At 74.4% G+C, this 25,237-nt stretch carries 23 protein-coding genes; 15 read left to right on the top strand and 8 right to left on the bottom strand.

Annotated features, from left to right (window positions below; translation table 11 throughout):
- Window positions 1-145: 145 nt before the first annotated feature.
- The 4 genes from ACI1MP_RS07890 to ACI1MP_RS07875 all read left to right on the top strand — a co-directional run bounded on the left by ACI1MP_RS07890 (window position 146) and on the right by ACI1MP_RS07875 (window position 4,870).
- Window positions 146-913, top strand: coding sequence for an ABC transporter ATP-binding protein (locus ACI1MP_RS07890; protein WP_404868144.1), 768 nt, complete (start codon window positions 146-148; stop codon window positions 911-913).
- On the top strand, window positions 910-3,309 hold the full coding sequence (locus ACI1MP_RS07885) for an FtsX-like permease family protein (RefSeq protein WP_404868143.1): 2,400 nt from the start codon (window positions 910-912) through the stop codon (window positions 3,307-3,309). Before ACI1MP_RS07890 ends, ACI1MP_RS07885 begins: the two co-directional genes overlap by 4 nt.
- Window positions 3,310-3,430: 121 nt before the next feature.
- The gene (locus ACI1MP_RS07880) at window positions 3,431-3,799 is read left to right on the top strand and encodes a nuclear transport factor 2 family protein (RefSeq protein ID WP_387990767.1); all 369 of its coding nucleotides are present in this window, start codon (window positions 3,431-3,433) and stop codon (window positions 3,797-3,799) included.
- Window positions 3,800-3,916: 117 nt separating this feature from the next.
- Window positions 3,917-4,870, top strand: coding sequence for an IS481 family transposase (locus ACI1MP_RS07875; protein ID WP_404868142.1), 954 nt, complete (start codon window positions 3,917-3,919; stop codon window positions 4,868-4,870).
- A 102-nt stretch (window positions 4,871-4,972) separates the two neighbouring features.
- On the opposite strand, the gene ACI1MP_RS07870 is transcribed toward ACI1MP_RS07875, so the two are convergent.
- Together ACI1MP_RS07870 and ACI1MP_RS07865 are read right to left on the bottom strand one after the other, a co-directional pair.
- Window positions 4,973-5,479: a DUF2625 family protein gene (locus tag ACI1MP_RS07870; RefSeq protein WP_404870773.1), complete on the bottom strand. Its 507-nt coding sequence runs from the start codon at window positions 5,477-5,479 to the stop codon at window positions 4,973-4,975.
- A gap of 275 nt (window positions 5,480-5,754) precedes the next feature.
- Complete coding sequence (locus tag ACI1MP_RS07865) at window positions 5,755-6,600, bottom strand: response regulator transcription factor (protein WP_157815557.1); 846 nt, start codon at window positions 6,598-6,600, stop codon at window positions 5,755-5,757.
- 561 nt (window positions 6,601-7,161) lie between these two features.
- Here ACI1MP_RS07865 and ACI1MP_RS07860 point away from each other — a divergent pair.
- From ACI1MP_RS07860 to ACI1MP_RS07830, 7 genes are all read left to right on the top strand, one after another.
- Window positions 7,162-8,109, top strand: a complete 948-nt coding sequence (locus ACI1MP_RS07860) for an ABC transporter permease (RefSeq protein ID WP_404868141.1) — start codon at window positions 7,162-7,164, stop codon at window positions 8,107-8,109.
- A gap of 1 nt (window position 8,110) precedes the next feature.
- Window positions 8,111-9,103: an ABC transporter permease gene (locus ACI1MP_RS07855; RefSeq protein ID WP_380333201.1), complete on the top strand. Its 993-nt coding sequence runs from the start codon at window positions 8,111-8,113 to the stop codon at window positions 9,101-9,103.
- Entirely contained in the window at window positions 9,100-9,855 is a 756-nt protein-coding gene (locus ACI1MP_RS07850; protein WP_404868140.1) for an ATP-binding cassette domain-containing protein, read from the top strand. Before ACI1MP_RS07855 ends, ACI1MP_RS07850 begins: the two co-directional genes overlap by 4 nt.
- Window positions 9,852-10,691 (top strand): ABC transporter ATP-binding protein, encoded by an 840-nt coding sequence (locus ACI1MP_RS07845; RefSeq protein WP_380333199.1) that lies wholly within the window; start codon window positions 9,852-9,854, stop codon window positions 10,689-10,691. The genes ACI1MP_RS07850 and ACI1MP_RS07845 overlap by 4 nt, the downstream gene beginning before the upstream one ends.
- Window positions 10,688-12,298: an ABC transporter substrate-binding protein gene (locus ACI1MP_RS07840; protein WP_380333198.1), complete on the top strand. Its 1,611-nt coding sequence runs from the start codon at window positions 10,688-10,690 to the stop codon at window positions 12,296-12,298. The genes ACI1MP_RS07845 and ACI1MP_RS07840 overlap by 4 nt, the downstream gene beginning before the upstream one ends.
- 42 nt (window positions 12,299-12,340) lie before the next feature.
- Window positions 12,341-13,342 (top strand): LLM class F420-dependent oxidoreductase, encoded by a 1,002-nt coding sequence (locus tag ACI1MP_RS07835; protein WP_043910687.1) that lies wholly within the window; start codon window positions 12,341-12,343, stop codon window positions 13,340-13,342.
- A 76-nt stretch (window positions 13,343-13,418) separates the two neighbouring features.
- Window positions 13,419-14,492, top strand: a complete 1,074-nt coding sequence (locus tag ACI1MP_RS07830; RefSeq protein ID WP_380333197.1) for an LLM class flavin-dependent oxidoreductase — start codon at window positions 13,419-13,421, stop codon at window positions 14,490-14,492.
- Between the two features lie 28 nt (window positions 14,493-14,520).
- Here the strand turns inward: ACI1MP_RS07830 and ACI1MP_RS07825 are convergent, their stop codons facing one another.
- Complete coding sequence (locus ACI1MP_RS07825; protein WP_380333196.1) at window positions 14,521-15,072, bottom strand: ATP-binding protein; 552 nt, start codon at window positions 15,070-15,072, stop codon at window positions 14,521-14,523.
- A gap of 152 nt (window positions 15,073-15,224) precedes the next feature.
- Here ACI1MP_RS07825 and ACI1MP_RS07820 point away from each other — a divergent pair, with 152 nt between their 5' ends.
- From ACI1MP_RS07820 to ACI1MP_RS07810, 3 genes are all read left to right on the top strand, one after another.
- A complete protein-coding gene (locus ACI1MP_RS07820) occupies window positions 15,225-16,097 on the top strand; it encodes a helix-turn-helix transcriptional regulator (protein ID WP_380333195.1) in 873 nt (290 codons plus the stop codon).
- 3 nt (window positions 16,098-16,100) lie between these two features.
- Complete coding sequence (locus ACI1MP_RS07815) at window positions 16,101-16,331, top strand: DUF397 domain-containing protein (protein ID WP_100586335.1); 231 nt, start codon at window positions 16,101-16,103, stop codon at window positions 16,329-16,331.
- 239 nt (window positions 16,332-16,570) lie between these two features.
- Window positions 16,571-17,185: an AAA family ATPase gene (locus ACI1MP_RS07810; protein WP_404868139.1), complete on the top strand. Its 615-nt coding sequence runs from the start codon at window positions 16,571-16,573 to the stop codon at window positions 17,183-17,185.
- On the opposite strand, the gene ACI1MP_RS07805 is transcribed toward ACI1MP_RS07810, so the two are convergent.
- Together ACI1MP_RS07805 and sigJ are read right to left on the bottom strand one after the other, a co-directional pair.
- Complete coding sequence (locus ACI1MP_RS07805; RefSeq protein ID WP_404868138.1) at window positions 17,136-19,277, bottom strand: MMPL family transporter; 2,142 nt, start codon at window positions 19,275-19,277, stop codon at window positions 17,136-17,138. The genes ACI1MP_RS07810 and ACI1MP_RS07805 overlap by 50 nt on opposite strands.
- Window positions 19,274-20,209: an RNA polymerase sigma factor SigJ gene (gene sigJ / locus ACI1MP_RS07800; RefSeq protein ID WP_404868137.1), complete on the bottom strand. Its 936-nt coding sequence runs from the start codon at window positions 20,207-20,209 to the stop codon at window positions 19,274-19,276. Before sigJ ends, ACI1MP_RS07805 begins: the two co-directional genes overlap by 4 nt.
- 287 nt (window positions 20,210-20,496) lie before the next feature.
- On the opposite strand from sigJ, the gene ACI1MP_RS07795 reads away from it, so the two are divergent.
- On the top strand, window positions 20,497-22,764 hold the full coding sequence (locus tag ACI1MP_RS07795) for a hypothetical protein (protein WP_404868136.1): 2,268 nt from the start codon (window positions 20,497-20,499) through the stop codon (window positions 22,762-22,764).
- Window positions 22,765-22,839: 75 nt separating this feature from the next.
- Here the strand turns inward: ACI1MP_RS07795 and ACI1MP_RS07790 are convergent, their stop codons facing one another.
- Genes ACI1MP_RS07790 through ACI1MP_RS07780 form a run of 3 tightly spaced genes read right to left on the bottom strand, consistent with a single transcriptional unit; the run spans window position 22,840 to window position 25,165 of the window.
- Window positions 22,840-23,841, bottom strand: coding sequence for a hypothetical protein (locus ACI1MP_RS07790; protein ID WP_404868135.1), 1,002 nt, complete (start codon window positions 23,839-23,841; stop codon window positions 22,840-22,842).
- Window positions 23,838-24,740: an ABC transporter ATP-binding protein gene (locus tag ACI1MP_RS07785; RefSeq protein ID WP_380333189.1), complete on the bottom strand. Its 903-nt coding sequence runs from the start codon at window positions 24,738-24,740 to the stop codon at window positions 23,838-23,840. Before ACI1MP_RS07785 ends, ACI1MP_RS07790 begins: the two co-directional genes overlap by 4 nt.
- A complete protein-coding gene (locus ACI1MP_RS07780) occupies window positions 24,737-25,165 on the bottom strand; it encodes a GntR family transcriptional regulator (protein ID WP_043910699.1) in 429 nt (142 codons plus the stop codon). Before ACI1MP_RS07780 ends, ACI1MP_RS07785 begins: the two co-directional genes overlap by 4 nt.
- Between the last annotated feature and the right edge of the window lie 72 nt (window positions 25,166-25,237).

Raw genomic sequence — 25,237 nt, 5'->3', positions numbered from 1 at the left:
GCCGGGCGACGACCTCGTGGGGGGTGGGAGTCGGCCGTGGTGATGACCGTAGTCGTCGGGCGGCAGGTCAGGGACAGTTCAGGGTCCGGATCAGGGGGCGTCCGGAGGTGCGGGGGGCGGGCGGGGGCCTAGCGTCTGGGCGGTGATGAGCGAGGGTGTGGCGGGGGAGCACGTGGTGCGGATGGCCGGGGTGCGGCGGGCGTATCGGCGGGGGCAGGGCGTGGTGCGGGCGCTGGACGGGGTGGACGCGGCGTTCGCGGCAGGGAGCTTCACGGCGGTGATGGGGCCGTCCGGGTCGGGGAAGTCGACGTTGCTGCTGTGCGCGGCGGGGCTGGAGCCGGTGGACGAGGGCGAGGTGCTGCTCGACGGGCAGCGCGTCCATCGGATGTCGGAGCGGGAGCTGACCGAACTGCGCCGGGAGCGGCTGGGATTCGTGTTCCAGTCGTTCAATCTGGTGCCGGTGCTGACGGCCCGCCAGAACGTCGAGCTGCCGCTGCGGCTGGCCGGGCGGCGGATCGATCCGGCGGAGATCGACCGGCGGTTGGCCGAGGTCGGGCTCGCCGAGCGCGGCGGGCATCGGCCCGCCGAGCTGTCGGGCGGGCAGCAGCAGCGGGTGGCGATCGCCCGGGCGCTGGCCGTCGGGCCGAAGGTGATCCTCGCGGACGAGCCGACGGGCGCCCTGGATTCGCGTTCGGCGCGGGCGGTGCTGGCGTTGCTGCGGGAGGTGGTGGAGCGCCACGGCCGGACGGTGGTCATGGTGACGCACGACCCGGTGGCGGCCTCGTACGCGCAGCGGGTGCTGTTCCTCGCGGACGGCAGGGTGGTCGGCGAGCTGCCCGATCCGACGGCGGAGGCGGTCGCGCTGCGGATGGCCGCGCTGGAGCCCAACGAGTCCGGGGAGTACGCGTGTTGAGCCTCGCGGCAGCCACCTTGCGGCAGCGCTGGACGAGCTTCCTCGGCGCCTTCGTCGCGCTCGCGCTCGGCGTCACGATGATCGGCGCCATGGCGCTGGTCCTGACCGCCACCTTCGGCACCCCCCACCCCGGCCCGCAGCGCTTCCGGGACGCGGGGACGGTCGTCGCCCCGGCCGGCTTCGCGGACCACCCGATGAAGGCCCCGGCGGTCCTCCCGCCGGACCTGGTCGCGCAGTTGGTCGAGGCCGGCGCCGCGCCCGACCGCAGTTTCCCGCTCCGCCTCGACGGCGACGCCACCGGCCACGGGTGGTCGTCGGCCGCGTTCGCCGGCTACCGGCTGCGCGCCGGACGTCCGCCGCAGGCCTCCGACGAGACCGTGCTGACGGGCACGGACGCGCAGCTGATCGGGCGTCAGGTCGAGACCGGCGCCGGACGCTACCGGGTGGTCGGCGTCACCGAGGGCCGCTGGTTCGAGCGGGCCGCGTTCTTCACCGACGCCGAGGCGCAGCGCCTGTCCCCGGGCGTCAACGCGCTGGTGAGCAACCTGACTTCCGATCGACTGCGGTCCGTGGTCGGCGAGCGCGCCGTCGTGCTGGCCGGGCCGGGCCGGACCCGGATCGACCCCGACGACACCGGCGGCGCGCAGGCGCTGGCCAACGCCCAGGCGATGGCGGGCAGTACCACCGGACTCGCCGTCTGTGTGGCCGTGTTCGTGGTCGTCGCGACCTTCGCGTTCGCCACCGAGCAGCGCCGCCGCGAACTCGCCCTGCTGCGACTGGTCGGGGCCGCGCCCCGGCAGGTGCGGCGGCTGGTGCTCGGCGAGGCCGCGCTGATCGGGACGGCCGCCGCGCTGCTCGGCTGCGCGCTCGCTCCGCTCGCGGTCGCTCCGCTGCGCGGCTGGATGCTGCACCACGGCGTCGCGCCGTCCTGGTTCACCGTGCCGTTCCGCCTGTTGCCGCTGCTGGTCGCGTTCCTGCTCGGAGTGGTGGCGGCGTTGGCGGGCTCGGCGGCGACGCTGGTCCGGGTGTCGGTGATCCGCCCCGCCGAGGCGCTGCGGGAGAGCGCGGTGGAGCGGCGCGGCCGGGTGCCGGTGCGGCTGCTGCTGGGCGGCGCGCTGCTGATCGGTGCGGTCGTCGCCGGCGTCGTCGTCGCCCGGACCGAGCCGTACCTGGCGGCCAACGTCCGCAAGTACCAAGCCGTTCCGGTGCTGTACGTCGGCGCGTTCGCGCTGCTCGCGCCGGTGCTGCTGCCGCCGTTGGTGCGGGTGCTGACCTGGCCGCTGCGGCGCTCCGCGAAGGCCGGTCCGACGCTGGTGCGCGAGAGCGTGCTGACCGAACGGCGGCGCACCGCCGCGACGGTGGCCCCGGTGGTGCTCGCGGTCGGGCTGGTCGGCACCCTGCTGACGGTGCAGCACTCCGCGGACGCCGCCGCGTCGGCCCGTCAGCGCCAGGAGGTGCGGGCGACGGACGTGGTGCTGCCGGCGCCCGGCGCGGCCGGGCCGGCCGAACGGCTGGCCGCCGTGCCCGGCGTCCGGGTCACGCCCGTGACCTCGCTAAACGTCAAGATCGGCACGGCGGACGGCGAACAGCTCGACTCGCTGCGGGTGCAGGCGGTGCCCGCAGCGGCGTTCGGCCGCACGTTCACGCCGCCGGTGCGGGCCGGATCGGCGGCCGAACTGCCCGCGGACTTCCTGGTGATCGACGAGCACGCGGCCGAGTCCGACGGCATCGCCGTGGGCGACCACCTGGTCGCCCTGCTGCCGACGGGCACGCGCGTTCCGGTGGTGGTCGCGGCGGTGGTGGCGCGGGGGCTCGGCGGCGACGACGCGTACCTGTCCGCGTCGCTGATCGGCGCGGCGCCGCCGACCTCGCTGTACCTGGACGGGCTGGACGATTCCCAACGCCCGTCGGTCGAGCGGGCGTTGGCGGGAACGGGTGCGCAATTGACCACCCGGCAGGCCGTGTTGGCGGCTGAACACGCGAAGGCCGCCGAACAGGCCGACAACGCGGCCGTGGTGGTCCTCGGCATCGCACTGGCGTACGCGCTGATCTCGGTTTCCGGCACCCTGGCGATGGCCGTGGCCGGACGCCGCCGCGAGTTCGCCCTGCTGGGTCTCGCGGGCGCGGTCCGCCGCCAGATCGTCGCGGTGGTGGCCGCCGAGGCGGCGATCGCCGTCCTGGCCGGGACCCTGCTCGCCGCGGCCGCCACCGCCCTCACCGCCGTGACCCAACACGCCGCCCTGACCCGCCTGTTGACCGACCCGTCCACCGCGGTCGCCTGGCCCGAGCTGCTCGCCGCCGCCGCCCTCTGCACGGCCGTCGCCCTCACCACCGCAGCCGCGTGCACGGCCCGCGCCACCCGCCCGCGGGCCGCGACCGGCACCCGGGCGCAGTAGCCGGGAAACCCGTTGGCGTCCGCGTGCTCCGGGTGGCCGGTGCTGCGACCGGGACGGCTCACCGTGACCGGAAGGCGGCTCGCGGGACGAGCGCACGCGGAACGGCTGGTATTACTAGGACATGCAGGAAGAGATTGCACGCTCCGCGATCGACACGTTCATCTCCGCGTTCAACGCCTCGGACGACAGCTATGTGACGGCCCTGCTCTCCCAGGCCCTGACCTCGGACGTGGTCTTCTGGGGGCCGTTGGGTCGCAGCGAAGGAATCGCGGCGGTCGAGCGGTTCGTGCTGGACATCCGGCACCACCCGGCGGGGACCGGCACGATGGCGCGCTGCTCGGCGGTGGACATGCCCGACGAGTGGGCCCGGTACCAGTGGGCCTTCACCACGCCCGACGGAGGTCCCCGCCTGGCGGGAACGGACGTCGTCCATCTGCGGCGGAGCCTCATCGACCAGATCATCGTCTTCGCGGGGGAGATCGAACCCTAGGTGTACTGACCATGGAGGTTGGTGACAGGGTTCACGGTCGGGTGGTCTTGAAACGAGTGAGGGCCTTCTGGCCTGGTGTGGATTGCGACATCTGCACCGGCGACCAGAAAGGCCCTCATGCCACACCGTAACGCACCCCTGACCGAGACCGGACGCCTGCGCCTGGCCCGCTGCGTGGTCGAGGACGGCTGGCCGCTACGACGGGCCGCCGAACGCTTCCAGGTCTCACCGACCACCGCCAAGCGCTGGGCCGACCGCTACCGCGCGCTCGGTGAGGCCGGTATGGAAGACCGCTCCTCGCGCCCGCACCGCAGCCCGCGCCGGACCCCGACCCGAACCGAACGACGGATCGTCAAAGTCCGCGTCCTGCGCCGCTGGGGACCCGCCCGCATCGCCTACCTGCTGAACCTCAACCCGGCCACCGTGCACCGCGTCCTGACCCGCTACCGGCTCGCCCGCCTCGCCCACCTCGACCGCGCCACCGGCCGGGTGATACGCCGCTACGAGCACCGCGCGCCCGGCGAGCTGGTCCACGTCGACATCAAGAAACTCGGCAACATCCCCGACGGCGGAGGACACCGCGCCATCGGCCGCGAGGCCGGCCGCAGGACCCGCTCCGGCGCCGGCTACAGCTACTTGCACAACGCCGTCGACGACCACTCCCGCCTCGCCTACAGCGAGATCCTGTCCGACGAACGCAAGGAGACCGCCACCGCGTTCTGGACCCGGGCGAACGCGTTCTTCGCCCGGGCCGGGATCACCGTCCGACGCGTGCTGACCGACAACGGCGCCTGCTACAAGTCCCACCACTGGCGCGACACGCTGACCCGGGCCGGCATCACCCACAAGCGCACCCGCCCCTACCGGCCCCAGAGCAACGGCAAGGTCGAACGCTTCAACCGCACCCTGCTCGACGAATGGGCCTACGCACGGCCCTACCGCACCGAACAAGAACGCCGAGACGCCTACCCCGCCTGGCTCCACACCTACAATCACCACCGCGGACACACCGCACTCGCAGGCAAACCACCCGCCAGCCGCGTCCCCAACCTCACAGGACAGAACACCTAGGTCGCCGGCAGCCCGTTTCGCTGGCGCTGCTACACGTCCCCGAGGAAGCCGGGGTCCGGCAGGCCCGACTGCTGTGCGAAGTCTCCGGCGGTGCCGAGGAGTTCACGCATCGAGACGGGCCGCCGGCTGGTGGCCGCGACATCCCGGCGGGCCTGCTCCGACCAGAGGAAGGGGGTACATCGCGATCCCCTGGTCGGCCGCCGGCGCGGCGGTCTCCTCGCGCCAACCAGGCCACCGCAGGCCGTCGTAGGACGACGTCCACTGCCCGGACAGCAGCCAGGAGGTCCACGCCGAGTGGCCCACGTCCAGGGCCTCCCACGCCAGCGAGTCCGGGGCGAAGTGCGTCACCTGGCCGGGGGCGCCGGGGCGGCTGGCGGCCGGGCCGTGGCCGTTCAGGGCGAAGACGCCGCCGAGGACGTCGTGGGCGAGGACCAGGCCGGTCCCCGGGTGCCGACCGGGATCGAACGTGGTCGGGAACCGGTTGACCCGGCCCAGGCCCGCCGGTCCACCGCCGAACACCCGGAGCCGGCCGTCGTCCAGCAGCAGGCCGCCGGTGTGCAGGGTCAGCGCGCCGAGGGTGGAGCGCGCGGTGACCTGGAGCTGGAGCAGACAGCGGTGGGCCTCCGGCTCCGGCGGCGGGCAGCACCCGGATCGACGGCGCGGCCGGGAGGGCCTCCCGCAACTCGGGCCGGGCCGGGTCGTCCACGTTCACCAGTTCGTCGGGTCGGCGCACCCGAGGGTGCTCGCAGCCACCGGCCGGGTCACCACGACGGGTTGCCGGCCGCCGTGGCGGCTCCGGCGGCGCCGTGCCCGGCAGGGCCTGCCCGGGCCGGCGCCCCGGTCGGTCAACTCGACCGTGCTGCGGCAGCGTTCGCCGCCTGGGCTCAGCCCGTGAGGCCGTGGCGGACGGCGTAGAGCGCGGCGCGGAGGCGGTCGGACTGGCCGGTTTTTCGCATGGCGTGGGTGAGGTGCTTCTTGACGGTGGCTTCGGCGAGGGTCAGGCGGCGGGCGATCTCGGCGTTGCTGAGGCCGAGGGCGAGGTGGGTGAGGACCTGGCGTTCGCGGTCGGTCAGGCCGACCTGGTCGAGGGGACGTTCGGCGGGCGCGGGGTGCGGGCGCAGCGGCGTGGGGGCGGGGAGGAAGAGGGTCGCGCCGGCGGCGGCGAGGTGGACGGCGTCGAGGATGCGGTCGGGCGGCAGGTCGAGCGGGAAGCAGCCGCTGCCGCCGGCCAGCAGGATGCGGCTCGCCTCGGTGGTGGTCTCGGCGCGGCGCAGCAGCAGCACGCGGGCGCCGGGCGCGCCCTCGGGCCGGCGCAGCGCGGCGACGGCGGCGAGGTCGGCGTCCAGACCGGATCCGCGTCCGAGCAGGACGAGATCGGGGCGGGCCCGGTGGACGGCGGCCAGCGCGTGCGCGGGGTCGGTCGCGGAGCCGACCACCGCGAGGTCCGGGTCGGGCGCGAGGACGCTTCGCAGCCCGGCGCTGACCACCGGGTGGCGTTCGATCAGGAAGATCCGGGTCGCGGCCGTCCGGTGGGCGCCGGCCGGGCACAGCGGGTGGCCGCAGGTGCAGGCGGGCTCGGGGGCGGGGCGGGCGGCGTCGGAGAGCAGTTGATGGCCCGCCAGCAGGTCGAGCGGGTTGTCGATCTCGGTGTGCAGGGCGTCCAGCGACCGGGTGCCGCGCCGGGTGGGCGGGCGCAGGGTGCGGGCGGCGCCGCGGGTCAGCGCGGGCACGGGACCTCCCGGCGGCGGGAGGGCGTGACGGGGTACGGGTGCATGGCGGAGGTCCCCTCGAAGGCGGCGGGCCGGGGCACGGGGCCCGGCACGGGAGGTGGGGATCGGCGGCGGCCGGACGACGGCGCGCGGCAGGGATCCCGGCGGAGGACGGGCGGACGCCGGGGCCGGTCAGGCCCGGGGGCGGCGCACCGCGCCGGGACGACAGGTCTCGTCGAAGCACCTGCGGTGCCACGAGCCGCCGATTCCCCAGAGGGTGAAGTCGGTCCGCCGATATGCCATACCGGAAATCGTATGGATGCAGGTGACGGCCGGTCAAGGAAAGTTCGCCGCCAGGCCGTCGGCCGCAGCGCGGTACCCCGTGCCGCCGTTCCTATGACCAGCGGTATCAGCATGAACGCCTGGCTGGCTGCCCCCACGCACCGTCCACGACGCTCGGCCTGGACACACCCGACGGGCCGCGCCGTGAGCACCGCGCACACCTGGTGCCCCCGCCCGTCGCCGAACCGAAGGACCTGCCCCGCCGATGCCCGCCACCGTCCCCGCCGACCCGAGCACCTCGTGACCGGCTTCCTGCTGCGCCGCCTGCTGCTCGCCGTGCCCACCCTGCTGGGGGTGAGCGCCGTCGTGTTCGCCACCGTCGCGCTCGTCCCCGGCGACCCCGTCACCGCGTTCCTCGGCCCCGGCGCTCCCGCCGAGGCCCGGCAGGCCCTGGCGGAACGGATCGGCCTCGACCGGCCCCTGCCCGTCCGCTACCTCGACTGGCTCGGCCACGCCCTCACCGGCGACCTCGGCACCTCGACCTCCGCCCAACGCCCCGTCACCGCCCTGCTGCTGCCCGCCCTCGGCGAGACCCTCACCCTCACCGCCGCCGCGTTCGCCCTCGTCCTGGCCGGCGGCGTCCTGCTCGGCACGCTCGGCGCGCTGCGCCCGCGCGGTTGGTGGGGACGCCTGTGCAGTGCGGCGTCCACGCTCGCCGTCTCCGCCCCGCAGTACTCGGTGGCGCTGCTGCTGATCGCTGTGTTCGCCGTCCACTGGCAACTGCTCCCGGCCGGCGGCACCCACGACGCGTTCGGTTCCGGCGGCGGGTCCGGCGACCTGCTGCGCCACCTGCTGCTGCCCGCGACCGCCGCCGCCCTCGTCCCGCTCGGCCTCACCGCCCGCGTCCACCGCGCCGCGCTCTCCGCCGTCCTGGACGGCGACCTCGCCGACGGCCTGCGCGCCCGCGGCCTCGGCCGGGCCGCCGTGCTGCGGCACTGCGCGCACAACGCCTCGCCCGCGCTGCTGACCATCGGCGGCCTGCAACTGGCCTACCTGCTGGAGGGAGTGGTCTTCGTGGAGACCCTGTTCGCCTGGCCCGGCCTGGGCCGCCTGCTCTACGACGCGCTCACCGCCCGCGACCTGCCGCTCATCCAGGGCGGCGTGCTGATCGTCGGCGCCGCCTTCGTCGGCATCAACCTGCTGGTGGACGCCGCACACGCCCTGATCGACCCCCGAGTGCGGGGCTGACATGACGACAAATCGACTTCCGATCGGCGCGCTGGCCGGCGCCGCCGCACTGCTGCCCGTCCTGCTGGCCGTCGCCGCACCGCTGCTCGCACCCGCCGACCCCACCGCCGGACAGCTCGCCGACCGGCTGCTCGACCCCGGCAGCGCGGGCCACCTGCTCGGCACCGACAGCCAGGGCCGCGACATCCTCAGCCGCCTGCTGTGGGCCGCCCGCCCGTCCCTCACCGCCGGCCTGCTGCCCGTCGCCGTGGCCGGCCTGGCCGGCGCCCTCCTCGGCATCGCGGCCGGCCTCGGCGGACGCCTCACCGAACAGGCCCTGCTGCGCACCCTCGACGTGCTGTACGCCTTCCCCGGCGTCCTGCTCGCCATCGCCGTCGCGTCCCTGCTCACGCCGGGCCTCGGTGCGACTGTGCTGGCGCTGTCCGTGGTCCTGACCCCCGCCGTCGCCAGGGTCGCGTTCACCGAGACCCGGCGCATCCGCTCCGCCGAGTACCTGGAGGCCGCGAGAGTCAGCGGCGCGACCTGGCCCGCGCTCGTCCTGCGCCAAGTCCTGCCGGTGGTCGCCCCGGTCGTCCTGGTCTACGCGACCTCCCTGGTCGGCCTCGCCATCGTCTACGCCGCCGGCCTCTCCTTCCTCGGCCTCGGCGTCGCCCCGCCCACCCCCGAGTGGGGCGCGATGCTCGACGAGCTCCGCCCCGCGATCTTCACCCACCCCTGGCTCGCCGCGACTCCGGCGCTGGTGATCCTCGGGGTGTCGGTGCTCTTCAACACCCTCGGCGAGACGCTGCGCGCGCAGGTGGGGGACCGGGGGGCGCCGGGGGCACCCCCGGGCGAAGCCGAGGCGGCGGAACCGCGCGGGACGGAAGGCAACCCGTCGCAGGAACGCGACGCGGGCCATGACTCGACCACGGACCGTGACCCGGCCGACGGTCCGGGGCCGGTCGCGCCGCTCCCCGCGCCCCTGGCCGTGCGCCTGCCGAGCAGGGAGACGTGAGCGTGCTGACGATCGACGACCTGACGGTCGACTACCCCGGCGGGGTGCGGGCCGTGGACGGGGTGAGCCTCGCTCTCGGGGCCGGGCAGGCGCTGGTGCTGCTCGGGGAGTCCGGGAGCGGGAAGACCACGGTGGCGCGGACGGTGCTCGGGCTGCCCGGGCGCGGTGCGCGGGTCGGCGGGTCGGTGCGGCTCGGAAGCACCGAACTGCTGGGGCTGTCCGAAGGGGAGCTGTCGCGGATCAGGGGCCGCCGGATCGGCTACGTCCCGCAGGACCCGTCCGCGACGCTCGACCCGTTGCGGCGGATCGGCGCCCAGCTGGCCGAGGTGCTGCGCCGGCACGGCCTCGCCGAGAGCCGGAAGGCCGCCCGGGCGGCCGCGCTGCCGGTGCTCGCCGCGGCCGGGCTGCCGGAGCCGTCGCGGGTGGCTGCCGCGTACCCGCACGAACTGTCCGGGGGGCTGCGGCAGCGTGCCGCGATCGCTCTCGCGGTGGCGTGCGGGCCCGAGTTGCTGATCGCCGACGAGCCGACCACCGCCCTGGACGCCCTGGTCCGGACCCACATCCTCGACCTGTTCAGCACGCTGCGCACCGAGCAGGGCCTCGCGCTGCTGCTGGTCACGCACGACCTCTCCGCCGCCGTCCGGATCGGCGGCACCCTCGCCGTCCTCCGGCACGGCCGACTCACCGTCACCGGCCCGGTCGAGACCCTCCTGGTCCCGACCGGCACCAGCCCGACAGGAGCCCACCGGTGACCGACACGCCCACCGAGCCGTCCCCGGACGACGTCCCACTCCTCCGACTCGACGAGGTCTCCAAGAGTTGGGCCGGGCGCCCCGCCGTCAGCGGGGTGAGTCTGGAGGTGCGCGCCGGGGAGGCCGTCGCGTTGGTGGGGGAGTCGGGGTCGGGGAAGTCGACGCTGGCGCGGCTCGCGCTGGGGCTGCTGCGGCCGGACGGCGGGGCGGTGGCGTTCGAGGGGCGGGATCCGGCGCGGCTGCGGGCGCGGGCCGACCGGGAGGTGCGGGGGCGGCTGCAGTTCGTGCCGCAGCATCCGCGCGGCTCGTTGAACCCGGCGCTGCGGGCCGGCGAGGCAGTCGGGTTCGCGCTGCGGGCGCACGGCGTGCCCAGGCGTCAACGGGCCGACCGGATCGGAGAGTTGTTCCGGCAGGTGGGTCTCGCACCGGAGCTGGCCCGCCGGTTCCCCCGGGAGCTCTCCGGCGGGCAGCTGCAACGCGTCGCGGTGGCGCGCGCGTTGGCGACCGGACCGGCCCTGGTGGTGTGCGACGAGCCGACGTCCGCGCTCGACCCCGCCACCCAGCGGCGGCTGCTGGACCTGCTGACCGAACTGCGCGAACGCACCGGCACCGCCTACCTGTTCGTCTCGCACGACCTGGCCGCCGTCGCCCGGTTCGCGCACCGCACGTTGGTGCTGCGGGCCGGCCGAGTGGTCGAGCAGGGCCCCACCGACACCCTCTGGAGCGCACCACAACACCCCTACACCCAAGCCCTGTTGGCCGCCTCCGGCCCCGAAGTCGCGCTGCGCGACCCGAACGTCCGCACCACCGTCGAACCGAACGAAGGACCGTCATGAGCACCTACGCCCGTACCCGTTCCAGAGCCGCCGCACTTGCCGCGACCGCCGTCCTGCTGGCGAGCGCCGGCTGCGCCACCGCGGACGGCGGGGCGGGGGACGGGGCCGGCGGAGCCGGTGGCGGCACGCTGGTGATCGGGGCCACCGGGAAGCTGCCCAACCTGGACACCGTGATCGGCGGCGCCGGGTTCGAGGGCAAGCGCCTGCTGAGCTTCCAGATCTACGAAGGACTCACCCGGTACGAGCTGTTGAAGGACACCGACCGGCCGCCGCAGGTGACGGGCGCGCTCGCCGAGTCCTGGCAGGTCGCGCCGGACCGGCTGACCTGGACGTTCGCCCTCCGCCAGGGCGTCACCTTCCAGGACGGCACGCCGTTCGACGCCGACGCGGTGCTGTTCAACCTGCACCGCTACCTGGACAGGTCCAGCCCCGAGTACACCGACGCGCTCGGCGCGGCCGCCAAGGAGTACGCGGGCGACATCGCCTCGTACCGCAAGACCGACGACACCCACATCGAACTGGTCACCACCGCACCCAACGGGCACTTCCCGGAGGACCTCGCACACGTGCTGATCGCCAGCCCCACCGCCGTGCGCAAGAGCGGCGCTGACTTCGCCCAACACCCGGTCGGCACCGGCCCGTTCGGGTTCGTCTCGCAGACCGAGGGCCAGCAGGTCGAACTCGCCGCCAACCGGACGTACTGGCGCGGCGCGCCCAAGCTCGACCGGCTGATCGTCAAGGCGCTGCCCGACGCGGCGGCCCGCACCGCCGCGCTGCGCTCCGGCGGCGTGAACTGGATCGAGTACCCGAACCCCGACGACCTGGACAGCCTGAAGGCCTCCGGCGCGCAGATCCTCACCAACAGCTACGACCACCTGTGGTACTGGATCCTCGACACCGCCAAGGGGCCGTGGGCGGACGTGCGCGTCCGGCAGGCCGCGAACTTCGCGATCGACCGGCAGGCCGTCGCGGACAAGCTGCTGCACGGCACCGCCGACCCCGCGTACCAGGCCGCGCCGCGGGCCACCGCCGCCTACGACCCGGCGGGCAACCGGTACTCCCACGACCCGGACAAGGCGCGGAAGTTGCTCGCCGAGGCCGGCTACCCGAACGGGTTCAGCACCTCGGTCACGGTGCCCACCGGCGGTTCCGGCAACCTGCTGCCCGTCCCGATCACCGAGGCGCTGCAGCGCGACCTCGCCGCCGTCGGCATCAAGGTGGAGATCCGCACCACCGACTGGACCACCCTGATCGGCGCCGAGGCCAAGGGGCAGGTCGCGCTCGGCTCCGACGCCATCGCCCAGTCCACCACGCTGTTCCAGTCCGAGGCGCTGCTGCCGCTGTTCGTCGGCTCCAACAGCCCGTTCTGGACCGGGCACTACGCCAGCCCGGCGGTCGACGGCCTGATCGCCGCCGCCGCTGCCGAGCCGGACCGGGCGGCCCGGCAGACCGACTACCGCAGCGCGCTGCGGAAGGTCACCGAGGACGCCCCGTGGCTGTTCGTGGTCAACGACCGCAACCCGCGCGCCCTCGCGCCGACCGTCCACGGACTCGTCCAGCCGCAGTCCTGGTTCCTCGACCTCACCACCGTCCGGGTCGGGAAGTGACTGGCAGTCAGGCCAGCGAGACAGAAAGGTAGTTGATCGACCATGCAGAACCACCGGTCCGCGCCGGCCTGGGGCATCACCCTGCCGCTGCCCGGACTCACCATCGACCGGCACCGCTTCCTGGTGGAACGGCTGCCGGAGCTCGGCTACAGCGACGTGTGGAGCGCGGAGGGCGGCGGCACCGACGCGTTCACGCCGCTCGCCGCCACCGCCGCCTGGTCGCCGCACCTGCGGATCGCCACCGGCATCGTCCCCGTGCACACCCGCGGGCCCGCCGTGCTCGCCCAGACCGCCGCCACGCTCGCCCAACTCGCGCCCGGGCGCGTCCTGCTGGGCATCGGGGCGTCGGTGCCCGCGCACGTCACCGACATCAACGGCATCCCGTTCGACGAGCCGTTCAAGCGCACCCGCGACGTCCTGCGCTTCCTCACCGCCGCGCTGCGCGGAGAGCACGTCGCCGGGGAGTTCGACACCTTCTCCATCACCGGCTACCGCCTGCCGCACCCGCCCACCGAGCCGGTCAAGGTCATCCTCGGCGCGCTGCGACCCGGCATGCTCCGGCTCGGCTTCACCGAGGGTGACGGGGCGATCACCAACCTGCTCGGCGCCCAGGACCTGCCGAAGGTGCTCGACGCGGTCGGACCGCAGCCGCCCGGCAAGGAACTCGTCGTCAAGGTGTTCGTCTGCCCCACCGAGGACACCGCGTACGCGCACCGCGCCAGCCGGCCGTTCCTCGCCTGGATCCTCAACCGGGAGCCCTACCGCAAGTTCCACCAGTGGCTCGGCAACGGCGAGTTGCTCGCCGAGACGCACAAGCGGTGGGCCGACGGCGACCACGAGGGCGCGCAGCGCGCGCTGCCGGACGAGGTCGTCGACACGCTGTTCCTCAGCGGCTCGCCCGAGGAGTGCCGCGAACAGATCCTGCGCTACCAGCAGCCCGGCGTCACCGCCATCCAGCTGTACGTCTCGCTGCCGCCCGAGGTGTTCACCAGCCGCACCCGCCTGCTCGACACCCTCGCCCGGCTCGGGCCCACCGCGAGGTGACCGCCGACTGTTCCGCGGCGGGCCGCGCCTCGGCGGCCCGCCCACCACCTCGATCCGTCCGACCTGGAGACCCTCGATGGAACTCGAACTCCGCGGCGGCGTCCGCGCCGCCCCCGTGCTCGGCGACACCCCCGCCGAACGGCAGGCCCTGCGCTGGGCGCCCGACCCGCGCGAGCGCACCGCCGACCCCGCCCACATCAGCCGCACCGCAAGGGAGTTGGAGGAGGACGGCCTGGACAGCGCGCTCGTCGTCCAGTCCTCCTCCTGGCCCGACCCGTGGCTGGTGGCCGGCTGGGCGCTCGCGGCCACGAGCCGCCTGCGGATCGCCGCCGCCCACCGCATCGGCACCACCTCGCCCACCACCGCCGCCCGCGCGCTCGCGACCCTGGACCGGCTCTCCGGCGGCCGGATCAGCGCCCACCTGATCATCGGCTCCAGCGACACGGACGTCGCCCGGGACGGCGACACCCTGCCCAAGGCGGAGCGCTACCGACGCGCCGAGGAGTACCTCTCGGTCCTCACCCGGTACCTCGCCACCGAGACCGACCTCGACCACCACGGCGAGTACTACACCCTGCGCGCCGCCAGACCCGGCCTGCGGCCCGCGCCCCGCGGCGAACTGCTCTCCTTCGGCGGATCGTCGCCACAGGGCGTCGAACTCGCCGCGAAGTACGCGCAGGTGTACGCGGTGCCAGCGCTGCCGCTGCCCGACACCCGGCGGCGGATCGCCGAAGCCCGCGCCGTCGCCGCCCGCCACGGGCGCACCCTGCGCATCTGGCGGCACGTCACCGTCGTCCTCGCCGACACCGACACCGCTGCGCAGCAGCACCTGCGGCGCCTCCGCCGCGACGCGATCCGCCTGGCGGCGGGGCCCGAAGCGGCCCGTCACCTCGACGCCGTCGCGCTCGACCGCGACCGCGAGCGGGGCCTCGCCGGCCCCGACCAGATCGCCTCCTACATCCGCCGCAACCTCGCCAACGCCTACACCGGCTCCCCCGCGACCGTCGCGTCCCGCATCAACCTCCTGCGCGCGGCCGGCGTCGACATCGTGCAACTCGACCTGCCCACCGAGACCGCGCAGGACCGTGCGCTCCGCCGGGAGTTGGTCAACCACCTGCGCAACCCGCTGGCAGCGCGCCGGAGTTGGTGAGAGCGGCCTGCGGCCGGGTGGGTGGTCGTCAGTGGCGGGGGAGGGTGCAGGTGATCTGTTTGCCGAGGGGGGTGGGGGTGACGGTCCATCCCGGGGCGAGGGTGTCGAGGATCCAGAGGCCGCGGCCGGTGTTGGCGCGGGGGTTGTCCGGGGGCTCGGTGGAGCGGCAGGGGAGGGCCGCCGGTTCGGGGTCGTGGACCTGGACGACGACGTCCTGCTCGGTGTGGGCGAGGAGGACGACGACGGGTGCGTGCGGGCCGCACAGGCGTACCGCGTTGCCGACGAGTTCGCTCGCCACCAGCCGGGCGGCGTCGGCGAGTTCCTCGGTGCCGCCGGCCGAGGTGACGGTCTTGAGGACGTGGGCGCGCATGTCGACCAGGTGTGCGGCACTGGCGTTCATGTGCAGGACGAATCCGTCGGGGCGCGGCGAGAGGTAGAAGCCCTGGGTGGAGCCGGACTTGTGCGGTGAGGGGGCGAGGTCTTCGCGGATGGCGGGCTCCCGGGCGGTGGAGCGAGTCGTCGGCCACCGAAGGGTGATGGCTCGCTCAAGGGTTCGGCGGTCGTGTCGGCGTCGGGGCACGCGGCGTTCGGTGCCACGAGGAGCGACAATGAGGTCACTGCGCGCTACCGGGAGTCAGCATGCCTCCATGATTACCGACTGGGCAATATGCCCAGCCCGATTTCCCTCGATCTAGTTGCTGTGCGGTCTCGGCTCGGTGGAGACTGCGGCCCATGGCGAAGAGAAACCCCACGCCCAAGTCGGTCTACCGTCGTCAGCTCGCTTCCAAGCTCAAGGAGTTGAGGGACGAGCGGGAACTGACGCTAAGTCATGTCGCCGAGGTGGTGGAGGTCAACCAGAGCTCGCTGAGCCGGATCGAGAACGGCGACCGGGGCACCACCCCGCTGCTGGTGAAGGCCCTGCTGGACTGCTACCAGGTCACCGACCCGGCCGAGCGGGAGGACATCCTCGACCTGGTCCGCGCCGACCAGGCGCAGCGTCAGCAGTGGTGGAAGAAGTACTCGGCGGTCATCAACACCACGCAGTACGGCGGCTATCTGGCGCTGGAGTCCAGCGCGACCAGCCTGCGGTCGTACGAACCGCAGCTGATGCCGGGCCTGTTGCAGACCGCGGACTACGCGCGCCGGGTGATCGCCGAGATGCGGGTGGATCTGACGGACCGCCAGATCGACGCGTTGGTCGCGGTGCGGATGGAGCGGCAGGAGAAGCTGCTGGACCGTGAAGGCGCTCCGAAGCTCTGGGCGGTGATCGACGAAGCCGCGATAGCGCGGATCGGGAGCAACCGAACTGTTTTCAAAGGGCAGTTGGAGCACCTGCTCGAGCTCTCGCCGCGTCCGGGCATCACGCTTCAGCTGCTGCCGTTCGCGGCCGGTTTCCATCCCGGACTGTACGGATCGTTCATGCTGATGGGTTTCCCGGATTCGAATCCGGAGGTGGTTTGGGTGGAGAATCTCACCAACTCGGTGTACTTCGAGGGATCTGAGGATGTGGAGCGCTACACCGAGGTCTTCGACCATCTGCGGGCCCGTGCCCTCGGCCCACCCGAGACCCGCAGCCGGATCAGCAAGATTCTCAAGGAGCTGTAAGAGTTGAGCACCACCAAGCCCGTCCCCGCCGAACTGGACTACTCAGCGGTCGTCTGGGAGAAGTCCCCGTTCAGCGGGGGCAACGACAACTGCGTGGAGTTCGGCGTGGTCGGCGCGTTCATCGCCGTCCGTGACTCCAAGCGGCCGGAGCAGACGCCGCTCGTCTACACGCGCGACGAGATCCGGGCCATGGTTCAGGGCGCGAAGGCCGGCGCCTTCGACCACCTGGTCTGACGGCAATAGGCCCACCGGCCGACGGACGTCCACGGCCCCGTTCGACCGCACCACACCACAGGCGCGGCCGGGCGGGGCCGTTCCCGACGAATCGTCAGTTCGCCCGTATCGGTGAACTTTCGGGCAACAGCCCACCGCATGCAGGAACGAACGGTGCGAGCGGGGTTTCGGATCGTCATAGCCCAGGTAAACAACCCGGATCGACGCTGCCATGAGACTCCGGGTTCTAACCTGACCGGATGACAGGTCGATCGAGCACAGTGGTGCTGATGTGCGGGCTTCCCGGAGCGGGGAAGACCACCTACGCGCAGGATTTGGTGCGGCGCGGTTTCGTCCGGCTGTCGATCGACGAAGTGGTCTGGCAGCGGCTCGGGGAGCGCGATGCCGGCCTGGCGCTGGAGGCCGATGCGTACGACCGGCTCAAGGACGAGGTCCGCCGCATTCGGCGGGACGAACTGGTCGAACTGGTGCGGGCCGGGCGCGACGTGGTGGTGGACTACAGCTTCTGGAGCCGCGCCGCCCGTGACGACTACAAGGCCTTGGTCGAAAGCCACGGCGGCTGCTGGGAGTTGATCCATCTCAAGGCCGACCGGACGACGCTGGAGCGCCGGCTCGCCGTGCGCAACGGCGAGGAGGGCGCCAATGCGGTGACGGTGGATCAGAAACTTTTCGAACCGGTACGTGGCCGACTTCGAGGAACCGGACGGAGAGGGCGAACAGGTCTTCGTGCAGTCCGCGAGCTGAGGCCCGGAGGCCGGCCGGCGCGGGCGGCGAGGAGCCGCGACGCCGGCCGGGGCGGGTGGGTCAGGGGTGGCGGGCCGGCCACCAGAGGCGGGGGCCGGTGTGGAGGGTGAGGGCGGTGACGAGGACGGAGCGGACGATCAGGGTGTCGAGGAGGACGCAGAAGGCGACGGTGAAGCCGAGTTCGGCGGCGAAGACCAGGGGGAGCGAGGCCATCGCGGCGAACGTGCCGGCGAGGACCAGGCCGGCGGAGGTGATGACGCCGCCGGTGGCGGTGAGCGCGGTGCGGGCGGCGCGGCGGGTGCCGAGGGTGCGGGCGTCCTCGCGGATGCGGGTGACCAGGAAGATGTTGTAGTCGACGCCGAGGGCGACCAGGAAGACGAAGGCGAGGAGCGGGAACGAGGCGTCCGTCCCGGCGAAGTGGAACAGGTGGCGGAAGACCAGGGCGGAGACCCCGAGCGCCGCGCCGAAGGAGAGCACCACGGTGCCGATCAGCAGCAGCGGGGCGACGGCCGACCTGAGCAGGACGGCGAGGATCAGCAGGACCGTCAGCAGCACCACCGGGATGATCAGGGCGTCGTCGTGGGCGGCCGCGTCCCGGGTGTCCAGGGCGATCGCGGTCGTCCCGCCGACCAGCGCGTCCGCGCCGGGTACGGCGTGCACCGCGGTGCGGGCGAGGGCGACGGTGTGCATCGCGTCCCGGCTGCTCGGGTCCGCGGACAGTTCGGCCGACAGGAGGATCTGCGAGCCGGCCGGGAGCGGCGGGGAGACGGCCCGCACACCGGGTACGCCGGCCAGTGCCGCGCGGACCGGCTCGGCGGCGTCCACCCCGGCCACCACGTACAGCGGGTCGCCCGCGCCGGCCGGGAAGTGCGCGGACTGGATCTGCTTGCCGACGGCGGTCTGCGGGTGTCCGGTGAACTGCTCGGTGTCGGCGAGGCCGTCCGCGCGCAGCGAGAAGGAGCCGAGGGCGAGCGCGCCGAGGGCGAGCGCGGTGCCGATCCAGACGGTGCGCGGGCGGCGGGCGATCGCGTCGCCCAGGCGGGTCCAGATCCGGCCGCCGTCCGGTGCGGCCGCGCCGAACTCGGGGCGGCGCGGCCAGAACGCGCGGCGTCCGCAGGCGACCAGCAGGGCGGGCATCAGGGTGAGCATCGCCAGCCAGCCGACCAGGACGCCGATCGCACAGGCCGGCCCCATGCCGCGGGTGGAGTTGAGCTCGGCCAGGACCAGCAGCAGGAGTCCCGCCGCGACGGTCGCCGCCGAGGCGGTGATCGCCGGGGCGCAGCGGCGCAGCGCCCGGGCCATCGCCTCGTGCGGATCCTGATGGACCGCCAGTTCCTCGCGGTAGCGGGCGATCAGCAGCAGCGCGTAGTCGGTGGCCGCGCCGAACACCAGCACCACCAGGATGAACCCGGTCTGCTTGTTGACGACCAGTCCGGCGTACCGGGCCAGCAGGAACACCGCCGCCTCGGCGACCGCCAGCGCCCCGCCGACGGTGACCAGCGACAGCAGCGGCAGCCACGGACTGCGGTAGGTGAGCAGCAGGATCACCACCACCACGATCGCGGTGATGGTGGTCAGGCTGCCGCCCGCGCCGAACGCCTTGATCGAGTCGGAGGCGTACCCGGCGGGCCCCGTGACGTGGAACCCGAGGCCGTCCGCGTGCGCGGCGCCGATCGCGGTCAGCGCGTCCACGCTGTGGCCCAGCCCCTCCCAGCCGTCCTTGCCCTTGCGGAGCTGGACGACCGTCTGCAGGGCCTTCCCGTCCGGCGAGGCGACCGGGCCCTGCACGGCGCCGACCACGGCCTCGACCGAGCCGAACGCCGCAGCGTCGGCCTGTGCTTTCGTCAGATCGGAGGCTGTGATGCCGGTCGGACGGTCGTACAGGACGATCGCCGGAACGGTGTCCGCCGCCCCGAACGCGGCGGCCCGCTGCACCACGGCGGTGGACTCCGCTCCACTCGGCAGCCATGCCGCGTTGTCGTTCTGCTCCGCCTCGCCGAGCCGCCCCGCCAGCAGCAGGGCCGGTATCAGCAGCAGCGCCCACAGCGCCAGCACCACCCACTTGCCGCGCCGACCGGCGGGCACCGTCAACCACGCGGCGGCCCGGCTCGGGCCGGACCCCTTCGCGCCGGAGCCGTTCACGTCGGAGCCCTTCAGGCCGGACCCGCGCAGGTCGGACCCCTTCGCACCGGTGCCCTTCACGCCACGCCTCCGAGCTTGTCCGGGTTCGACACCGCGTAGATGCCGGAGATCCGGTCGCCGTCCGGCACCAGGTCCAGCACCAGCACCGCGAACGTCCGGCCGAAGGCCGAAAGCACCACGGCCGGCGCGCCGTTGACCGTCCGCCAGTCGAACTCCAGGCCCCGGCCGGTCCTCGGCGCCAGACCCGCCAGCAGCCGCGCCACCTTGGACCGGCCGGTGAGCGGACGCAGCCCCCCGGGGGCCTTCCCGCCGCCGTCGCCCCACAGCGTCACCTCGGGCGACAGCAGCTCCAGCAGCGCCGCCAGGTCACCGCCGAGGGCCGCCGCCAGGAAACGCTCCGTCACCTGCCGCCGCACCGCCGGTTCCGGCTCGTACCGGGGCCGCCTGGCCTGCACGTGCTCCCGCGCCCGTTTCGTCAACTGCCGCACCGCCGCCGGGCTGCGGCCCAGGATGCCGGCGATCTCCGCGCCGCTGTACCCGAACACCTCGTGCAGCACGAACGCGCTGCGCTCCAGCGGCGACAGCGTCTCCAGCACCACCAGCAGCGCCATCGACACCGACTCGGCCCGCTCCACCTCCGCCTGCCCGTCCCCGACCGCGCCCGGCTCCGCCGACGGGCCCACCAGCGGCTCCGGCAGCCACGGCCCCACGTACGTCTCGCGCCGCCGGCTCACCGCCGCCTGCTGCGCCAGCGCCCGGTTCACCGCCACCCGCACCAGGTACGCCTTCGGCTGCTCCACCGGCTCCGCCGCCGCGTCCGCGCGCCGCGCCACCCAGGCCAGCCAGGTGTCCTGCAGCACGTCCTCGGTGTCGGCGACGCTGCCGAGCAGGTTGTAGACCAGGGAGAACAGCAGCTCCCGGTGCTCCGCGTACTCCCGCGTGGCGTCGTCGGAGGCCGTCCGTGCCGCCTGTGTCGCCTGCTCCTCGGTCATCCCGGGTTTCCTCTCCGCTGGTCGTGTCGGAGGTGAGAGCACCACCGGACCGCGAAAAGTGACACGGCGGCGCGCAATGTGGCCCAGCTCGCAGTGCGGCGGGTTCGGAGCGCCGCGCGGGGGAGCGGTTTCCGGTCGAACGGACGTATCCGCACCTCCAGTAGGCTGACGGCCGCCGGAGACGTCCGGGGGGACGGGCCGCGCGGGGCGAGAGCCGCCGGGCCGTGCCGCCCCGCGGGTGGGGGCCGGCACACGGGGACGGACAGGACGCGAAGGACAGCGCAACAGTGAACGGCGCCGAACAGCACACCGGAACGCAGGGCCAGGACCACGGGCAGGACGGGGGCGGCGCCGCCTGGCGGTACCTCCTCGACGAGGGAACGGACCCGGCCGGACGGGTCCCCGTCCATGCGGTGCAGGGCAGTTGGCCGCCCGGTGCGGACGCCGCGTACCGGCCGCACCCGCGCCACGGCCGCCCGCTCGCCGACCCCGTCCCTGCCGACGCCCCGCCGCCCGGCCTGCCTCCGCTCGGGGCCGGCCGCCGGCCCGCCGGCCGCGGCCTGCTCGCCTGGCTGGAGGACGCCCGCGGCCCCCGCCTGTGCCGGGTGGCCGGCTCCTCCGGCAGCGGCCGCACCCACCTGCTGACCTGGCTGGCCGCCGCCTGCCCGCCCGACCATCCGCGGCCCGGACGCCGGGTCCACGCGCTGCTGGACGTCGAGGGGCTGACGGTCCGTTCGGCCGCCACCCGGCTCGCCGACCTGCTCGGCCTCACCGCCGGCACCCCCGCCGACCTGCTCGAAGCGCTCCAGGACGGCACCCCGCGCACCGTCGTCGTCACCGACCTCGACCGGGCCGGCGGACCGGGCCTGCCCGGCACCCCCGAGCGGGTGGCCGCCGAACTGCTCGCCCCGCTGCTGTCCGTGCCGTGGCTGCTGCTGGTCGTCGAAGCCGCCCACGGGCCCGCCGCCGACCTGCTCACCGCCGCCGCCCCCGGCGGCGCCGTCCTCGACCTCGACCAGCCGCAGTGGACCGACCCCGCGCAGTACGCCGCCTGGTGCGCCCGGCTGACCGGCCATCAGGTCGACCCGGCCACCACCCACCCCAGCCCCGGGCTCGCCCAGCTTGCCGCCCGCACCCCCGGCGCCGTCCTCGACCCGGCCCGGACGCCCGCCGAACGCGCCACCGCCCTCGCCGACACCTGGTGGACCGCGCTGCCCGAGGCCGAACGCGGCGCGCTGACCGCCCTGTCCACCGCCGACGGCCCGCTCAGCACCGAACTGTGGGCCACCCTCCCCGGCGCGGGCGGCGAACAGGTCGTCAAGTCCGCCGCCGACCTGCTGCCCCCGCCGCCGATGGCCGACCGCTGGCGGCTGCGCCCCGACGAGGTCGCCCACCGGGTCGCCGCCGACCGGCTGCCCGTCGACCACGGCGCGATGATGTGGGAGGTGGCCGGCGGCATCCCCGTCCGCGCCGACGGCGGACCCGACCTGGCGGGCAGTGACCCCGAACGCCTCGCACTGCTGCTGCGGCACGCCGCCGCCGCGGACCCGGCCACGCCGATGCTGGACGAACTCGACCTGCTGCTGCACGCCGAACCCGCCACCGTCACCGCCGCGTTCCAGCGCGCCGAGGACGCCGGCGCACCCGCCACCGCCCTCGCCGAGGCATGGCGGCTCGCCGCCCCCGACCGGCACGCCCTGGCCCGCCCCGCCGACCGCGCCGCCGTCCTGCACGCCTGGCTCACCGGCCGCGACGACCAGTCCGCCGCGCACTGCGCCCACCTCGCCGCCGCCCGCTGGCACACCGTCTGGAACCGCCCCGCCGCCGGCCCCTGCATGACCGCGCTCGGCGTCGGCCCGACGGCCGGCTCGCTGCTGCTCGCCGACGGGACCGCCCTCGGTCTCGCCGACCCCGCCACCGGAGAAATCGTCGACACCACAGTCGAATTGACGGAGCGTCACTCGCACTCGCTCGCCGCCGCCCCCTTCGGCGGGGCGCTGCTGCTCGACGCGTCCGGCATCCTGCGCCCGCTCACCGCGGACGGCGCGGGCGGCGCACCGCCCGGCGCCCTGGACGCGCTCGGCCCCTGCACGGCCGTGGCCGGCCACCACGACGCCCTGGTGCTCGGCCACCCCGACGGATCCACCAGCCACCGCACGCTCTCCACGGGCGTCACCCACCGCCCCGGGACCCCGCTGCACGACGGCCCCGTCACCGCGCTCGGCGTCACCGACGCGGACGGCGGCACCCTGGTGGTCAGCGGCGGCGAGGACGGCCGGGTCTGGACCTGGATGCCCGGCCGCCCCCCGCTGCCCGCCCCCGTCGACCGGCGTCCCCACCCCGTCACCGCCACCGCCCTCGGCGCCACCCCCGGCGGCCTGCTGCTCGCCGCCGCGTGGTCCGACGGCCTGCTCCGCCTGCGTCGCTGGGGCGAACGCCACCGCGGCGCCGACATCCGCCTCGGCGCGCCCGTCCGCTCCCTCGCCGTCACCCCCGACGGCCTGGTGGTCGTCGCCCTGCCGGAAGCCGTCCTCGCGCTCACCCTGGTCGGATGACGCGTCGGCCCTGGTCGGATAGCGCGTCGGCCCCGGGCGGTCGAGGACCGTCCGGGGCCGGGGGAGCGGGTGCGCTCAGAGCGCGGCACGCGTTACGCGGCGGTACACCAGCCCGACCAGCGCGGCCGTCAGCACCAGCAGCACGCCCGACTCGACCAGCTGCATCGGCACGAAGTGCGACACCGGGTGGTACTCGCCCCACACCGTCGGCGCGTCCTGGCAGACCTGGAAGTTGCGGGAGCAGTCGGCCGCGGACAGCCGGGTGCCGTCCGCGAGCACCGCGCCGCTGTTCACCAGCCACGACTGCGACGGCTGGATGAAGAAGCCGAGGTAGTTGCGGCTGTTCGGCGCCGAGCCGTGCACCAGCGGGAGGAAGTACGGCCGGGCGAAGCGCATCAGCAGCTCCGCGAGCAGCAGCAGCACACCGCTGACCAGGATGGACGCGATCGTGCGCCGCAGCAGCACGCCGACCGCCGTGCCCAGCGCCAGCCCGAACAGCGACCAGGCCAGTGGGGCCAGGTCGAGCGCGTGGTACGTGAAGCCCGGGTACGGCGAGTCGAAGAAGAACCGGTGGCCGGCGATGCCGGTGCGCCACACCCAGGTGGTGAGCGCCGACAGGATGCCCGCCGACAGCGCCACCACCACCGCCGGAACGACCAGCCGGGCCGTCAGCCAGCGCGCCGGCGAGACCGACTGCGCCCGGATCAGCTGCACCGTGCCCCGCTCGTACTCCTGGGCCAGCAGCGGCGCGCCCACGAACATGCCCACCAGCACCGGGACGGCGACCATCGCAGGCTGCACCACATTGGTGAACACCGTGTTCAGCATGAAGATCCGGGAGTTCAGATCCGCGCAGCGGTTCGGGAGGGCGCACCGGCTGCCGACGAGGCCGTGGTCCGCGTCCAGCAGCAGCAGATTCATCGTCACCAGGCCGACCGCGGCGACCAGCAGCACCCCGACCGCCACCCGGCGCAGCGGACGGCTCTGCCGCCAGGCCGGCCAGAACGGGCCGCGCGGACGCAGCACGGACAGCCGCGACGGGGCGGCGCTCCCGCGGGACAGCTCGACGGTGGTCATGCGGCGGCCTCGCAGGTGCTGGGGGCGGACGGAACGGGGGCGTCGGGGTTGCGCAGGTAGCCGAGCAGCAGTTGCTCCAGCTGCGGGCGGCTCGGCTCCCACGCGTCCGGCACCGGGGAGTCGGTGCGCAGCAGGCCGGTGACCTGACGGCCCGTCACCCGCCACTCCACCGCGTCGCCGGGCGGGCGCGGCGCGTCGGCGAGGCCCGTCACCAGCCGGTGGCCGTCGAGGATCTCGTCCAGGTCGCCGGCCAGCCGGACCCGGCCGGACTGCACCAGCAGCACGTGGTCGATCGCGCCGTCGAGCTCGGCCAGCAGGTGCGAGGAGATCATCACGGTGGTGCCGCGCTCGGCGGCGTCCGACAGCAGCAGGCCCATCAGGTCGTGCCGGGCCAGTGGGTCCAGATCGGCCATCGGCTCGTCCAGCAGCAGGAGTTCGGGCCGCTTGGCCATGGCCAGCGCCAGCGCCACCCGGCTGCGCTGTCCGCCGGACAGCGACCCCACCCGGGCGCGGGGAGACAGCCCGCCCAGCTCGATCACCCGCTGTGCGCAGGCCTCGTCCCAGCCCGGGTTGAGCTCCCGGCCCAGCCGCAGCGTCTCCTCGACGGTGAACGACGGGTACAGCGGCCTGCTCTGCGTCACGCTGCCGATCCGGGCCCGCAGCGCAGGCGTGCCCGCGGGCTCGCCGAACACCCGCAACTCGCCCTCCGACGGCGCGAACAGATGCGCCATCAGCCCGAACAGCGTGCTCTTGCCCGCACCGTTCGGACCCACCACGCCGCACACCCGGCCCGCCGGAACGGCGAACCCGCAGTGCCGCAGCGCCCACTGGCCGCGACGGTAGCTCTTGCCCAGCCCCACGGCATGCACCGCGGGCGCGGGGCCCGTGACCTCGGTCATCGCTCCCCTTCACTCCTCGTCTCCCGCGCCACCGGGGGAACCCCCGACTCGAAGCGCTGATCCAGTACGGAGGCCACCAGCGCGCTGATGTCCTCCCGGTCCAGCCCGGCCTGCCGCGCCCCGTCCACCCAGGCCGTCAACTCGGCCCGCAGCGGCCCGTCCTCGGCCGTGCCCGGCCGGGACAGCGAACGGAGCACGAAGGTGCCCAGCCCCGGACGCGGCTCGACCAGGCCCTCCCGCTCCAACTCCCGGTACGCCTTGAGCACCGTGTTGGGATTGACCGCGGTCCGCTCCACCACCTCCCGGGCCGTCGGGAGCTTGTCCCCGGGCTGCAGCGCGCCGAGCCGCAGCGCCTGCTTGGTCTGCTGCACGATCTGCTGGTACGTGGGGACGCCGCTGCGCCGATCGAGGCGGTACTCGATCACGCCGCACCACCCTTTCACTAGTTGATTAGTGGAATGGTGGCGGACGGGGGCGCGGCGGTCAAGCCGAGACCT

The organism is Kitasatospora griseola (assembly GCF_044999035.1).
Lineage (GTDB): Bacteria > Actinomycetota > Actinomycetes > Streptomycetales > Streptomycetaceae > Kitasatospora > Kitasatospora griseola.
This window is presented reverse-complemented; position numbering and strand designations above follow the sequence as displayed.